Source organism: Micrococcus sp. TA1 (assembly GCF_014199555.1).
GTDB lineage: Bacteria > Actinomycetota > Actinomycetes > Actinomycetales > Micrococcaceae > Citricoccus.
In genome coordinates this window covers 1,745,701-1,757,907 of the sequence record NZ_JACHNW010000001.1, presented here as the reverse complement: position 1 = coordinate 1,757,907, position 12,207 = coordinate 1,745,701, and the positions used below count along the sequence as shown (strand labels likewise).

General features: G+C 71.8%; 13 protein-coding genes and 1 tRNA gene. 10 read left to right on the top strand and 4 right to left on the bottom strand.

Annotated elements, in window-relative coordinates:
* Positions 1-195 precede the first annotated feature (195 nt).
* From GGQ69_RS07665 to der, 4 genes are read left to right on the top strand one after another with little or no spacing between them, the layout of a single operon-like run.
* Positions 196-1,257: a pseudouridine synthase gene (locus GGQ69_RS07665; RefSeq protein WP_183526679.1), complete on the top strand. Its 1,062-nt coding sequence runs from the start codon at positions 196-198 to the stop codon at positions 1,255-1,257.
* Positions 1,257-2,405, top strand: a complete 1,149-nt coding sequence (locus GGQ69_RS07660) for a prephenate dehydrogenase (protein WP_183526677.1) — start codon at positions 1,257-1,259, stop codon at positions 2,403-2,405. Before GGQ69_RS07665 ends, GGQ69_RS07660 begins: the two co-directional genes overlap by 1 nt.
* Entirely contained in the window at positions 2,406-3,206 is an 801-nt protein-coding gene (gene cmk, locus GGQ69_RS07655) for a (d)CMP kinase (protein ID WP_183526675.1), read from the top strand.
* Positions 3,203-4,750, top strand: coding sequence for a ribosome biogenesis GTPase Der (gene der / locus GGQ69_RS07650; RefSeq protein ID WP_183526672.1), 1,548 nt, complete (start codon positions 3,203-3,205; stop codon positions 4,748-4,750). Before cmk ends, der begins: the two co-directional genes overlap by 4 nt.
* Here the strand turns inward: der and GGQ69_RS07645 are convergent.
* Entirely contained in the window at positions 4,747-6,003 is a 1,257-nt protein-coding gene (locus GGQ69_RS07645) for an FAD-dependent oxidoreductase (protein ID WP_221243364.1), read from the bottom strand. The genes der and GGQ69_RS07645 overlap by 4 nt on opposite strands.
* 30 nt (positions 6,004-6,033) lie before the next feature.
* On the opposite strand from GGQ69_RS07645, the gene GGQ69_RS07640 reads away from it, so the two are divergent.
* The 3 genes from GGQ69_RS07640 (at position 6,034) to GGQ69_RS07630 (ending at position 7,860) form a co-directional block, all read left to right on the top strand.
* Positions 6,034-6,492, top strand: a complete 459-nt coding sequence (locus GGQ69_RS07640) for a DUF4825 domain-containing protein (protein WP_183526666.1) — start codon at positions 6,034-6,036, stop codon at positions 6,490-6,492.
* Between the two features lie 142 nt (positions 6,493-6,634).
* Positions 6,635-7,663, top strand: a complete 1,029-nt coding sequence (locus GGQ69_RS07635; protein WP_183526663.1) for an NADP-dependent oxidoreductase — start codon at positions 6,635-6,637, stop codon at positions 7,661-7,663.
* A gap of 120 nt (positions 7,664-7,783) precedes the next feature.
* Positions 7,784-7,860: transfer RNA gene (locus GGQ69_RS07630), tRNA-Pro, on the top strand.
* Positions 7,861-8,009: 149 nt separating this feature from the next.
* Here the strand turns inward: GGQ69_RS07630 and GGQ69_RS07625 are convergent.
* The 3 genes from GGQ69_RS07625 to GGQ69_RS07615 are packed head-to-tail and all read right to left on the bottom strand — an operon-like array spanning position 8,010 to position 10,035.
* The gene (locus GGQ69_RS07625) at positions 8,010-8,438 is read right to left on the bottom strand and encodes a heavy metal-responsive transcriptional regulator (RefSeq protein WP_255459448.1); all 429 of its coding nucleotides are present in this window, start codon (positions 8,436-8,438) and stop codon (positions 8,010-8,012) included.
* 48 nt (positions 8,439-8,486) lie between these two features.
* Positions 8,487-9,620 (bottom strand): ArsO family NAD(P)H-dependent flavin-containing monooxygenase, encoded by a 1,134-nt coding sequence (locus GGQ69_RS07620; protein ID WP_183526661.1) that lies wholly within the window; start codon positions 9,618-9,620, stop codon positions 8,487-8,489.
* A gap of 28 nt (positions 9,621-9,648) precedes the next feature.
* The gene (locus GGQ69_RS07615; protein WP_221243363.1) at positions 9,649-10,035 is read right to left on the bottom strand and encodes a helix-turn-helix transcriptional regulator; all 387 of its coding nucleotides are present in this window, start codon (positions 10,033-10,035) and stop codon (positions 9,649-9,651) included.
* A gap of 81 nt (positions 10,036-10,116) precedes the next feature.
* Here GGQ69_RS07615 and arsB point away from each other — a divergent pair, with 81 nt between their 5' ends.
* From arsB to GGQ69_RS07600, 3 genes are read left to right on the top strand one after another with little or no spacing between them, the layout of a single operon-like run.
* Positions 10,117-11,241, top strand: a complete 1,125-nt coding sequence (arsB, locus tag GGQ69_RS07610; protein ID WP_298044340.1) for an ACR3 family arsenite efflux transporter — start codon at positions 10,117-10,119, stop codon at positions 11,239-11,241.
* A gap of 28 nt (positions 11,242-11,269) precedes the next feature.
* Positions 11,270-11,713 carry a low molecular weight phosphatase family protein gene (locus GGQ69_RS07605; protein ID WP_183526657.1) on the top strand — a complete coding sequence of 148 codons (444 nt, stop codon included), beginning with the start codon at positions 11,270-11,272 and terminating at the stop codon, positions 11,711-11,713.
* Positions 11,714-11,765: 52 nt separating this feature from the next.
* Positions 11,766-12,206: an arsenate reductase ArsC gene (locus tag GGQ69_RS07600; protein WP_183526655.1), complete on the top strand. Its 441-nt coding sequence runs from the start codon at positions 11,766-11,768 to the stop codon at positions 12,204-12,206.
* The last annotated feature ends 1 nt before the right edge of the window (position 12,207 follow it).

Below are 12,207 nucleotides of genomic sequence, written 5' to 3'. Positions count from 1 at the left end.
CACGGCCGCGTCCACCCGGTGGGCCCTCGGCAGTGCGCAAGATCACCGCGCCCGCGTGACCTTGCGCGGGAAGGGCTGGACTATGATGGAGTGTTCGGTGGGGCACGGTCGTGGTGCCGTGACCGGTGACCCGAGGTCCCGTGATCCCCACCCACTCCGACCCCTGCACATGCCGTGAGGCACTGAAAGGACATCATGACTCCACGTACCCCCGGACACCAGAACTCCTCCGGCGGACCCCAGGGCTCCGGCGGCCGCCGCGGCCAGGGCGCATCGCGTCCCGGAAGGCCCGGCAAGACCGGTAAGCCCGGCAAAGGCTACGGCGCATCGGCCGGCAAGGGGCACTCCGGCAAGGGGGCTGCCCGCGGCGGCCCTGCCGGCGGCGGTGGCCGCACCCCGCAACCGGGCCAGAAGGGCGGGCCGTTCCGCGACGACTCGCGGGATGGATACGACCGCAACCTGGGCGCCGCGCGCAAGCCGCAGCGTCCGAACCGCGCTCGGCGCGAGCAGAATTTCTCCGAGGTCCACGACCCGTCCGGGGTGCGCCTCCAGAAGCTGATGGCCTCCGCCGGCGTGGCCTCCCGGCGCGTCTGCGAGGACCTGATCGCCGAGGGACGGGTCGAGGTGGACGGCAAGGTCGTGACCGAGACCGGTGTCCGCGTGGATCCCGAGACCTCGGTCATCCACGTGGACGGCATCCGCCTGCAGCTGGACACCACCCTGCGCTACTTCGCCTTCAACAAGCCCCGCGGCGTGGTCTCCACCATGGACGACCCCGAGGGGCGCCCGTGCATCTCCGACTACCTCAAGAAGGGCCAGGAGCGCCTGTTCCACGTCGGCCGGCTCGACACCGAGACCGAGGGGCTGCTGCTGCTGACCAATGACGGCGAGCTGGCCAACCGGCTGACCCACCCCCGCTACGAGGTCCCGAAGACCTATCTCGTCCAGGTGCCCGGGCCGATGGCCAAGGGCGTCGGGGCCCAGCTCAAGGAGGGCATCCACCTCGAGGACGGCTTCGCGCAGGTGGACTCCTTCAAGCTGGTGGACTCCACCCCGGGGCACGTGCTCGTGGAGGTCGTGCTGCACTCCGGGAAGAACCGGATCGTGCGCCGGATGTTCAAGGAGGTCGGCTACCCGGTCGAACGGCTCGTGCGCGTGAAGTTCGGGCCGATCGCCCTCGGCGACCAGAAACAGGGCACGGTCCGGCAGATGGGCCGGCAGGAGATGGGCCACCTGATGGCCTCGGTCGGACTGTGATGGCCCGGGCCCTGCTGACATCCCGGGTCCTGACGGAACCGGTCCTCATCAGGGGCACCGGACTGCTGGGCGCCTCGATCGGTCTGGGCCTGCGTGCCGCGGGCGCCGAGGTCTGGCTCGCCGACCCGTCGCCCTCCGCGCAGGCCGTGGCCGTGGACATCGGCGCCGGCGACCCCTTCCCGGCCGGGCCCGACGGCGCCACGGACGCGCCGGACGTCCGGCAGCCGGGCACCGTCGTGGTGGCCTCGCCCCCGGACGTGACCGGGCAGGTCGTGATCGATTCGCTGCGCCGGTTCCCGGAGGCCGTCGTGCTGGACATCGCCTCGGTCAAGGGGGCGATCGCCGCGGAGGTGCAGGCCGCCGTCGCCGACGGGACCCTGGCCCCCGCCCAGGCGGCCCGCTACGTGGGCACCCACCCAATGGCCGGTTCCGAGCGTTCCGGCCCGGTGGCGGCCCGCGGCCAGCTGTTCACCGCGGCCCCCTGGGTGGTCTGCGCGACCGAGGCGACCGACCCGTCCGCCGTCGCGGCGGCCGAGGAGATCGCCCGCAGCCTGGGCGCCACCGTGCACCGGATGAGCGCCGAGGACCACGACGCCTCGGTGGCGCTGATCTCGCACCTGCCGCAGATCGCCGCCTCCCTGGTGTCCTCCCGGCTCCAGGAGACCCCGGCGGCCTCGCTCGCCCTGGCCGGCAACGGACTGCGGGACACCACGCGCATCGCCGCCTCCGACCCCCAGCTGTGGGTGCAGATCCTCGCCGCGAACGCGCCGGAGATCCTGCGGATCCTCTACGGGGTGCGCGAGGACCTGGACCGGCTGATCGGCACGATGGAGGACCCGTCGGCGCCCGGTGCACGACTGGACATCGCGCAGCTGATCGCCGAGGGCAACGCCGGGCACGCCCGGATCCCGGGCAAGCACGGCGGTCCGCCGCAGGCCTTCGCCGTGGTCACCGTGATCGTGGACGACACCCCGGGCCAGATCTCGGCGGTCCTGCAGGACGTCGGCGCCGCCGGCGTCAACGTGGAGGACCTGCGCATGGACCACTCGGCCGGGTACCAGGTGGGCATGCTGGAGATCTCCGTACTGCCCGGACGCCGGCAGGAACTGACGGACGCGCTGACCGCGCGGGGATGGAAGGTGGTCTGAATGGTGGACGAGACGACGGGGGCGGCATCGCGTCGCCTCGTGGTGGCCGTGGACGGTCCCTCGGGGTCGGGGAAGTCCTCCGTGTCCCGCGAGGTCGCACGTCGGCTGGGCGCGGCCTACCTCGACACCGGGGCGATGTACCGCGCCGTGGCCTGGCACTGCCGGGAGGCCGGGGTGCTCGAGGACGACGACGCCGTCGTCAGTGCCGTCCAGGACATCGACCTGGGGCTGTCCGTGGACCCTGACGTCGACCGCGTGGTGGTGGGCACCCATGACATCACCGAGGCCATCCGCGCACCGGGCATCTCCGCCGTCGTCTCGGTGGTGGCCACCAACCGGGCCGTCCGCGAGCTGCTCGTGGCCCGTCAGCGCGAGCTGATCGACTCCCACCGCCGGATCGTGGCCGAGGGACGGGACATCACCACCGTGGTGGCCCCGGACGCCGATGCCCGCATCCTGCTGACCGCCTCCGCGGAGGTCCGTCTCGCCCGGCGCGGCGAGCAGCTCGGCGGCACCGTCGGCCGGCAGGACCTGACCGCCCAGGTGGTGGACCGGGACGCGAAGGACTCCACCGTGGTGGACTTCATGACCCCCGCCGCGGGGGTGGGTCTCGTCGACTCCTCCGAGCTCGACCTCGAGTCCACCGTGCAGGCCGTCCTGGCCGAGATCGCCGGCCAGTCCGGCCAGGGCGTCTTCGGCGACGCCCACCACGCCCCCGGCACCGAGGCGGCCGGAACCGCCGCACCGGTGACCACACCAGACACCGCAGCACCGACGACCCCGAAGGGGAACCGCGCATGAGCACCGAGAACACCACCGGCACCGGGCCGCAGGACGGGGCCGAGTACGTGCCCGCCGGCGAGGACAACGTCGCCGAGCGGCTGGCCGCCCTCTCGGACGAGGACGCGCGCCAGCGGGCCGAGGCCCTGCGCGCCGGCCTGCAGGACTACGAGCTCGACGACGAGGACGCCGCCCTGCTCCAGGGCTGGGAGGAGGGCGACGCCGAACCCGAGGACGAGCCCGTGCCCCCGGTGCTGGCCATCGTCGGCCGGCCCAACGTGGGCAAGTCGACCCTGGTCAACCGGATCATCGGCCGCCGCGAGGCAGTGGTGGAGGACGTGCCCGGGGTGACCCGGGACCGCGTCAGCTACGAGGCCGAGTGGAACGGGCGGGTGTTCACCGTGGTGGACACCGGCGGGTGGGAGCACGATGCCAAGGGCATCCACCAGCGCGTGGCCGAGCAGGCCGAGCTGGCCGTGGACGTGGCCGACGCCGTGCTGTTCGTCGTGGACGCGACCGTCGGCGCGACCTCGACCGACGAGGCCGTCGTCCGGCTGCTGCGGCGCAAGAAGAAGCCGGTGATCCTCGTGGCCAACAAGGTCGACGACATCACCCAGGAGGCGGACGCCGCCACCCTGTGGGGCCTCGGCCTCGGCGAGCCCCACCCCGTCTCCGCGGTGCACGGCCGGGGGACCGGTGACCTGCTGGATGCGGCCCTGGCGGTCCTGCCGGAGGAGTCCGCCCACGGCGGGCTCGTCCCGCGCGGTGGCCCGCGCCGCGTGGCCCTGCTGGGACGGCCCAACGTGGGCAAGTCCTCGCTGCTGAACAAGCTGGCCGGATCCGACCGCGTGGTGGTGGACGACACCGCCGGCACCACCCGTGATCCCGTGGACGAGCTGATCGAGCTCGGTGGCCGGCTCTGGCGGTTCGTGGACACCGCCGGCATCCGCCGCCGCCAGCACATGGCCCACGGTGCGGACTACTACGCCTCCCTGCGGACCCAGTCCGCCCTGGACAAGGCCGAGGTGGCCGTGGTCCTGCTGGAGGCCTCCGAGGTGCTGTCCGAGCAGGACGTGCGCATCCTGCAGACCGTCGTGGACTCCGGCCGGGCACTGGTGCTGGCCTTCAACAAGTGGGACCTCATGGACGAGGACCGCCGCTTCTACCTGGACCGGGAGATCGAGCAGGACCTGGCCCACGTGGCCTGGGCCCCTCGAGTGAACCTCTCGGCCAAGACCGGGTGGCACAAGGACCGGTTGGTGCCCGCCCTGGACACCGCGCTGGAGTCCTGGGACCGGCGCATCCCCACCGGCAAGCTGAACGCCTTCCTGGGCGAGCTCGTGGCAGCCCACCCGCACCCGGTGCGCGGCGGCAAGCAGCCCCGGATCCTGTTCGCCACGCAGCCCTCCACCCGGCCCCCGCGCATCGTGCTGTTCACGACCGGGTTCCTGGACCCGGGCTACCGGCGGTTCATCATCCGCCGGCTGCGGGAGACCTTCGGCTTCGAGGGGACCCCGATCGAACTCGGGATGCGGGTCCGCGAGAAGCGCGGCCGCAAGCACTAGTCCGCGGCCACCCGGCGGGCCGGGGACACCGGCCGCGGCCGCGACGGGCGGCGGGCCCAGTCCGGGGCCCGCTCCGGCAACGGGCCGACGCCGATCAGGTAGGCCGGCAGGAGTGTCAGCGCGGGGAACCGGCGGACCAGGGAGACGAACCGTGGTGACGGAGCGGTCCACGTGCCGTCCAGGACGGGTTCGACGAACCGGGCGTGCGCGACCCGCTGCACCGCCTGGATGAGGGCGGTCGGCATCAGTCGACGACGCCGCACCCGGGCGAGCACGCGGGGGCCCACGCGGCCCGTCCGGATCGCGGGGGCCAGCAGACGGGCGGTCGCGACGGCGTCCTGCACGGCCAGGTTGATCCCGACCCCGCCGACGGGGGACATCGCGTGCGCCGCGTCCCCGATGCACAGCAGGCCGGCGGTGTGCCACCGCCGGAGCCGGTCCACCCGCACGTCCAGGTGCTTGACCTGGTCCATCGAGGTCAGGGCGCGGACATCGGCCTCCGGGGGCAACAGGCCGTGCAGTTCCCGGCGGAGTGCCTCGACGCCCCGGCGGCGCAGCCCGGCGTCGCCGCCCTTCCGGCCCAGGTACGCGACCTGGAAGTACCCCCGCCTCGGGATGGCGACGACGGCGGCGCCGGCGCGGAACCGGGGGAGCAGGGAGGTCCTCGGGTCCCCGAGGGCGGGCAGCCGGAACCACCACACGTCGAAGGGAACCGGGTACTCCCGCACGGGGAGCCCGGCCGCACGCCGCAGGACCGACCCCCGGCCGTCGCAGGCGACGACGAGGTCGGCGCGCAGCTCCCCGGCCCCCTGCGAGGACCGGTACCGGACCCCGGTGACGCGACCGCCCTCGCGCAGCACGTCCACGGCCTCGGTGTTCATCCGCAGGGCGAAGGTGGGTTCCTCGCCGGCCGCCCGGGCCAACAGGTCCAGCAGGTCCCACTGCGGGACCATCGCGATGTAGGGATGGGGCACCCGCAATCGTCCGAGGGTCACCAGACGTACCGAGCCGCCGTCGGGGGCCGGGAAGCCGACGCCATCCAGCCGGGTCTGCGGCAGGGCGTCGAACGCCTCGAACAGCCCCAGGTCCTCGAGCAGGGTCAGGGTGCTGGGATGCACGGTGTCGCCGCGGAAGTCCCGGAGGAAGTCGCCGTGCTTCTCCAGCACGGTCACCCCGATGCCGGCCCGGGCCAGCAGGAGGCCCAGGACCATTCCCGCGGGCCCGCCGCCCACGACCACACAGGTGCCGCTCATGGTCACATCCTGCCGTGAGAAGATACCGGGATGAAGACCTCGAGACGTCGGGCCGCCGGTGCGGCTGTCCTGCTGATGATGTCACTGGCCGGCTGTGCCCAGGTCGAGGAGATCACGAACCAGGCCGGCGAGGTCACCGCCCAGGCCGAGCGGCTGTGGACCGAGGCGCGGCAGATGGGCGACCTCACGGTGGAGCAGGTCCGGGACTTCGACTGGTCCTCCCTGTCCGGGTTCGACGGCATCCTCCTGGGGGACAACTCCAGGGTGACCGAGTTCTTCCGGTCCATGCCCTCCGGTCCGGACATGGAGTCCTTCGAGATCAAGGGGGACGAGGGCACGCTGGTCGTCCACTACGGGGAGCAGGTCGCGGAGGTCGATCCCGCCGTGCTGCAGGAGACCATGGAGCAGGTCGCGGCCGAGGCCAAGGAACGCGTGCAGAACCTGGACACCGTCGAGTTCCGGGTGGGCGAGCGCACGTACACGTTCTGACCGCGGGGCCCCGCCTCGGGGACCCTGTTCGGCGTCCGCGGGAACCGAGGTGTCCGCGCGCCGCGGACACGTCGGGGGTGCGTGCCGGTCCGGGCGTAGGGTCGGTGCCGGAAGCGACCGACACGCCACCAGGAGTGAGTCCATGAGCACGTTCACCAGTACCCAGATCCGCCTGGCCGCCCGCCCGCAGGGATGGCCCACGCCCGAGGACTTCGCCACGGAGTCGGTGGAGTACGCAGACCTGCGGCCCGGGCAGGTGCGCGTGGTCAACGAGTTCCTCTCCGTGGACCCGTACATGCGCGGCCGGATGAGCGCGGCACGCAGCTATGTCACGCCGTACCAGGTGGGGGAGACCATCACCGGGGGCGCGGTGGGCCGCGTGGTGGAGTCGGCGGCCGATCACCTGCCCCCGGGCACCCTGGTGCTGCACCAGCACGGCTGGACGGACCGGGTCCAGGCCGGGGCGGAGGACTTCCGGCCCGTCCCCGAGCTCGAGGGCCTGCCGCACTCGGCCCATCTGGGCATCCTCGGCATGCCGGGCATGACCGCGTACCTGGGCCTGACCAGGATCGCCGGGCTTCGGGAAGGGGACACCGTCCTGGTCTCGGGCGCCGCCGGTGCCGTGGGCACCGCCGTGGGGCAGATCGCCCGGTTGCTCGGGGCGGCCAGGGTGGTCGGCTCGGCCGGCACGACGGAGAAGACGACCGCCCTCACCCAGCAGTACGGCTATGACGTGGCGCTCAACTACAAGGACGCACCGATCCGGGAGCAGCTGGCGGGGGCCGTCGGCCAGGACCGGGTGGACGTGTTCTTCGACAACGTGGGCGGGGACCACCTCGAGGCGGCCCTGGACGTCATGGCCGACTTCGGCAGGATCGCCCTGTGCGGGCAGATCTCCGGGTACAACGCCACGCAGCGCCCGGCCGGGCCGGACAACCTCGGCCACGTCCTCACCCGTCGGCTGCGCATGCAGGGCTTCATCGTCACGGAGGTGGCCGCCGCCCACCCCGGGGCGGTGGAGGAGTTCCGGGAGCGGATGACCGGGTGGTTGTCCTCCGGGGAGGTCGTCTTCGAGGAGACGGTGATGGACGGTCTCGACCGCACCGTCGAGGCGTTCCTGGCCATGATGCGCGGTGAGAACCGGGGCAAGATGATCGTCCGGCTCACCTGATCCGGGGGCGGACGGAGGCCGGTCCCACGGCCGCGGCTCACGCAATCGTGGCGTGTCCACGGCACCGCTCGCGATGGGGTAGAGTGGGTCCGGTGGAAAACGCCGTGGGCGTTCTCCTCACGGGCTATGGCGCAGCTTGGTAGCGCGCCTGACTGGGGGTCAGGAGGTCGTGGGTTCGAATCCCGCTAGCCCGACCATGTGATCTCTCAAGAGATCGCCGACAGCCCGGACCCAATATTGGGTCCGGGCTGTCGGCGTTCCCGGGATGGTCCGGGCCGGTGGCCTAGCAGCCGCAGCCGCAGGACTCTGGCGGGCAGGTCGGGTCGTCACAGCAGTCGTTCATCTCTCAGCACCTCCTCTCCGGTGTCAGCCACGTGCCGGGGGTGGGCTGGGGACAGTCCTCGGTGGGCAGGGCATCGAGCATGGCGGCCATCTCGGTGCGCAGGGCCTCGAGGTGCCTGATCTTCTCGTCCAGTTCGGCCAGGCGTCGGGTCAGCAGGTCGCCGGCCGGTTCGCACGGACAGCTCCCGGTGTCCCGGATGGCCAGGAGGTTGCGGATGTCCTCGAGCCGCAGGCCGAGCCGCTGGGCGCCCTGGATGAAGTGCAGCCGATCGACGGCCTCGGGGCCGTAGGCGCGGTACCCGGCCGGGGTACGGGCCGGGTCGGGTAGCAGGCCGGCCTTCTCGTAGTACCGGATCGTGTCCGGGCTCAGGCTGGTCGCTGCGGCGAGTTCACCGATCCGCATGCCGCGTTGAACCACTGTCTGGGTCGTCATGCGACAACGATAAACCTTGGAGTCCACTCCAAGGTCAAGACCGTGGGACTAATCTTTCCGGTTGTCTTCCAGGGGGCCGGTGAGGTGGTCGGTCGCGACAGTGACGGTGGCACGGGCGGGGGCTCCCACACCGATCAGGGTGGCCGAGGCCGGGCCGCACCAGTCCCCGGAGCCGAGGAAGAACAGCCCGGGCCGATCGCGGGAGCGCGTGGGCGGGGTGCCCGTGGTGGCCGGGACGGTGCACTCCGTGCTCAGGCCCAAAGGGCGCAGGTGGCCCAGGTCAGGGCGGAAGCCGGTGCACCAGATGACCGCGTCGACCTCTGCCCGGCGGCCGTTGTCCCACCGTATGCCGGTGGGGGTGAAGGCCGAGAACATCGAGGCGGCCTCCAGCCGCCCTGCGTCCCGGGCTGCCCGGACGGGGGGCACGGCGACGATGTCTCCGAGGGATCCGACCCCGCCGGGGCTGGGTTCACCCCGGCGGGCGGCCTGGACGTGGGCGGTGGCCACGGCGAACAGGGCCCGGCCGTCGACGTCGTCGGGCAGGTACCGGGGTGGCCGGCGGGTCGCCCAGGTCACCGATTGGGCGGCGTCCAGCAGGTCGGTGGCGATCTGCGCCCCGGAGTTGCCCCCGCCGACCACCATCACCCGCTGACCGGCGAAGGGCTCCCGCCCGCGATAACCGGTGGTGTGCAACTGGCTCCCGGTGAACTGCTCTGCCCCGGGGACGCGGGGGATGAAGGGCCGGCGCCAGGAGCCCGTGGCATTGATGACCACCCGGCTGGTCCAGGTGCCCCGGTCGGTGCGGGTGAGGTAATTCCCGTCGGGGCCGTCTTCGACGGCCTGGACGGTGACGGGCCGGTGCACCGGCAGCTCGTACCGTTGCTCGTAGGCGCGCAGGTAGGACACCACGTGGGCGGCCGAGGGGTTGCCCACCCCGGCCCAGGGTGGCATCTGGTAACCGGGCAGCGAGCTATAGGCAGCCGGGGAGAACAGCTCCAGGGAGTCCCAGTAGTACTGCCATGCCCCACCGGGGCGGTCGTTGGCATCCAGGATCGCGAAGCTGGGAGCGGGGCCGACGCGTCCCCGGGCGGCGTCGCGGGCCAGACGGTGCAGGTAGAACCCGGCGGCCAGTCCGGCCTGACCCCCGCCGACCACCAGGACGTCGACCTCGCCGGACTTCATGGTTCCCATGGCTGGCGGGGCGGGCGGGTCAGCCCATCTCCAGCATCCGACGCAGCTCGGCGAAGGCGGCTGGGACCACGGTGTAGTGCGCCCACCGCCCGCGCTGTTCCCGGATGAGGAGTCCCGCGTCGACGAGCTTCTTCATGTGGTGACTCACGGTGGGCTGGCTGATGCCGAGTTCCTCGGTGAGGTCGCAGGAGCACACGGCCTCGCAGCCCTGGGCGGCGACGTGGGAGAGCAGGCGCAACCGCATCGGGTCGGCCAGGGCCTTGAGCATCCCGGCGGCCCGCTGGGCCTGCTCGGCGCTGATCGGCCCATCGGACAGGGAACAACACGCCACCGACTCCGGCGTGCCGGAGGCCTCGGCGCGGCGGCCGGTGGTCTCTAGGGCGGGAAGAGTAGTGGTCGCGACCATCACCCCATCTTACATTGACGAACGCCAATATGTCCCGGTAGGGTTCGCATCGATATTGGTCGATACGAGAGATGGGCTTTCATGAGCGTCCCCACCACCGCACCGCCGGCCGCCCAGCACGGCGTGATGAAGGAGATGTCCTTCCTGGACCGCTGGCTGCCGGCCTGGATCGGGCTGGCCATGGTCGTCGGCCTGGCCCTGGGCCGCTTCGTGCCCAGGCTCAACACCGCCCTGGAGGCGGTGAAGATCGGGGAGGTCTCCCTGCCGATCGCGATCGGGCTGCTGGTGATGATGTACCCGGTGCTGGCCAAGGTCCGCTACGACGAGACCCACCGCGTGGCCGGGGACAAGCGGCTGATGGTCACCTCCCTGGTGCTGAACTGGCTCGTGGGCCCGGCGCTGATGTTCACCCTGGCCTGGCTGCTGCTGCCGGACCTGCCCGAGTACCGCACCGGACTGATCATCGTCGGGCTGGCCCGGTGCATCGCGATGGTGTTCATCTGGAACGACCTGGCCTGCGGGGACCGGGAGGCCGCAGCCGTGCTGGTGGCCATCAATTCCGTCTTCCAGGTCATCGCCTTCGGTGCTCTGGGGTGGTTCTACCTCCAGGTGCTGCCCTCCTGGCTGGGCCTGCCCACCACGTCTGCCGACTTCTCCGTCTGGGCGATCGTGCTCAGCGTCCTGGTCTTCCTGGGCATCCCGCTACTGGCCGGTTTCCTCACCCGGGTGCTGGGGGAGCGGGCCAAGGGGCGCACCTGGTACGAGGAGGAGTTCCTGCCCAAGATCGGGCCCTGGGCGCTGTACGGGCTGCTGTTCACCATCGTGCTGCTGTTCGCCCTGCAGGGCGAGGCGATCACTTCCAACCCCTGGGACGTGGCCCGGATCGCGCTGCCGCTGCTGGCCTATTTCGTGCTGATGTTCGGCATCGCCCTGATCGCCTCCAAGGCGGTGGGGCTGAATTACGCGAAGTCCACCACGGTGGCCTTCACCGCCGCGGGCAACAACTTCGAGCTGGCCATCGCCGTGGCCATCGGCACCTTCGGGGTGACCTCCGGCCAGGCCCTGGCCGGTGTCGTCGGCCCGCTGATCGAGGTTCCCGTGCTGGTGGGGCTGGTCTACGTGTCCCTGTGGGCCGGGCGCAGGCTGTTCCCCGGGGACCCCACCGTCCCGGTCCGCGCCGAGACCGTCGCCGCGACCCGCGCCTGAACCCTCATCCCCGACAGGAGAGCCAGAGATGACCACCTCAGAGTCCGCGTCCCGGCCGGCCGTGTTGTTCGTGTGTGCCAAGAACGGTGGCAAGTCCCAGATGGCCGCGGCCCTGATGGACCACCACGCCGCCGGCAGCGTGGAAGTCCACTCCGCCGGAACTAAACCGGGCGAGGCGATCAACGTCCTCTCGGCCGAGGTCGTCGCCGAGGTCGGGGCGGACATGTCCGGCGGCCAGCCCAAGCCCATCGACGTAGACCTGCTGGCCCGCGTGGACCGGGTCATCGTCCTGGGGGACGAGGCGAAGGTCGACCCGGTGGAGGGTATGGCAGGGACCATCGAGACCTGGCATACCGACGAGCCCTCCACCCGCGGCATCGAAGGGGCCGAGCGGATGCGCCTGGTCCGCGACGATATCGACGCCCGCGTGCGCACCCTGCTCACCGACCTCACCGGTACCCCCGGCCCCTGACCTCCTCATGACCGACTGCTCCGTGACCCACCGACCGAGAAGAGATGACCCGATGACTGCAGAGACCACCCCGACCGCCCAGAAGCCGTCGGTGCTGTTCGTGTGCGTGCACAACGCCGGGCGGTCCCAGATGGCCGCCGCCTACCTGCAGCATCTGGCCGAGGGCCGGATCGAGGTCCGCTCCGCCGGCTCCGCGCCCGCCGAGTCGGTCAACCCGGCCGCCGTGGAGGCCATGGCCGAGGAGGGCATCGACATCAGCGCGAACCAGCCCAAGGTCCTCACCTATGAGGCGGTGCAGGACTCCGACGTGGTGATCACCATGGGCTGCGGCGACGCCTGCCCGTTCTACCCGGGCAAGCGCTATGAGGACTGGAAGCTGGACGACCCGGCCGGTCGGGGCGTCGAGGGCGTGCGCCCCATCCGCGACGAGATCAAGACCCGCATCGAGCAGCTCATCGCCGAGTTGCTCCCGGCCGAGTCCACCGCGAACTGAA

Excerpts from the sequence above, each read along its gene's own strand:
- GGQ69_RS07665 (WP_183526679.1), top strand. The coding sequence starts at position 196 with ATGACTCCACGTACCCCCGGACACCAGAACTCCTCCGGCGGACCCCAG.
- GGQ69_RS07660 (WP_183526677.1), top strand. The coding sequence starts at position 1,257 with ATGGCCCGGGCCCTGCTGACATCCCGGGTCCTGACGGAACCGGTCCTC.
- cmk (WP_183526675.1), top strand. The coding sequence starts at position 2,406 with ATGGTGGACGAGACGACGGGGGCGGCATCGCGTCGCCTCGTGGTGGCC.
- der (WP_183526672.1), top strand. The coding sequence starts at position 3,203 with ATGAGCACCGAGAACACCACCGGCACCGGGCCGCAGGACGGGGCCGAG.
- GGQ69_RS07645 (WP_221243364.1), bottom strand. The coding sequence starts at position 6,003 with ATGAGCGGCACCTGTGTGGTCGTGGGCGGCGGGCCCGCGGGAATGGTC.
- GGQ69_RS07640 (WP_183526666.1), top strand. The coding sequence starts at position 6,034 with ATGAAGACCTCGAGACGTCGGGCCGCCGGTGCGGCTGTCCTGCTGATG.
- GGQ69_RS07635 (WP_183526663.1), top strand. The coding sequence starts at position 6,635 with ATGAGCACGTTCACCAGTACCCAGATCCGCCTGGCCGCCCGCCCGCAG.
- GGQ69_RS07625 (WP_255459448.1), bottom strand. The coding sequence starts at position 8,438 with ATGACGACCCAGACAGTGGTTCAACGCGGCATGCGGATCGGTGAACTC.
- GGQ69_RS07620 (WP_183526661.1), bottom strand. The coding sequence starts at position 9,620 with ATGAAGTCCGGCGAGGTCGACGTCCTGGTGGTCGGCGGGGGTCAGGCC.
- GGQ69_RS07615 (WP_221243363.1), bottom strand. The coding sequence starts at position 10,035 with ATGGTCGCGACCACTACTCTTCCCGCCCTAGAGACCACCGGCCGCCGC.
- arsB (WP_298044340.1), top strand. The coding sequence starts at position 10,117 with ATGAGCGTCCCCACCACCGCACCGCCGGCCGCCCAGCACGGCGTGATG.
- GGQ69_RS07605 (WP_183526657.1), top strand. The coding sequence starts at position 11,270 with ATGACCACCTCAGAGTCCGCGTCCCGGCCGGCCGTGTTGTTCGTGTGT.
- GGQ69_RS07600 (WP_183526655.1), top strand. The coding sequence starts at position 11,766 with ATGACTGCAGAGACCACCCCGACCGCCCAGAAGCCGTCGGTGCTGTTC.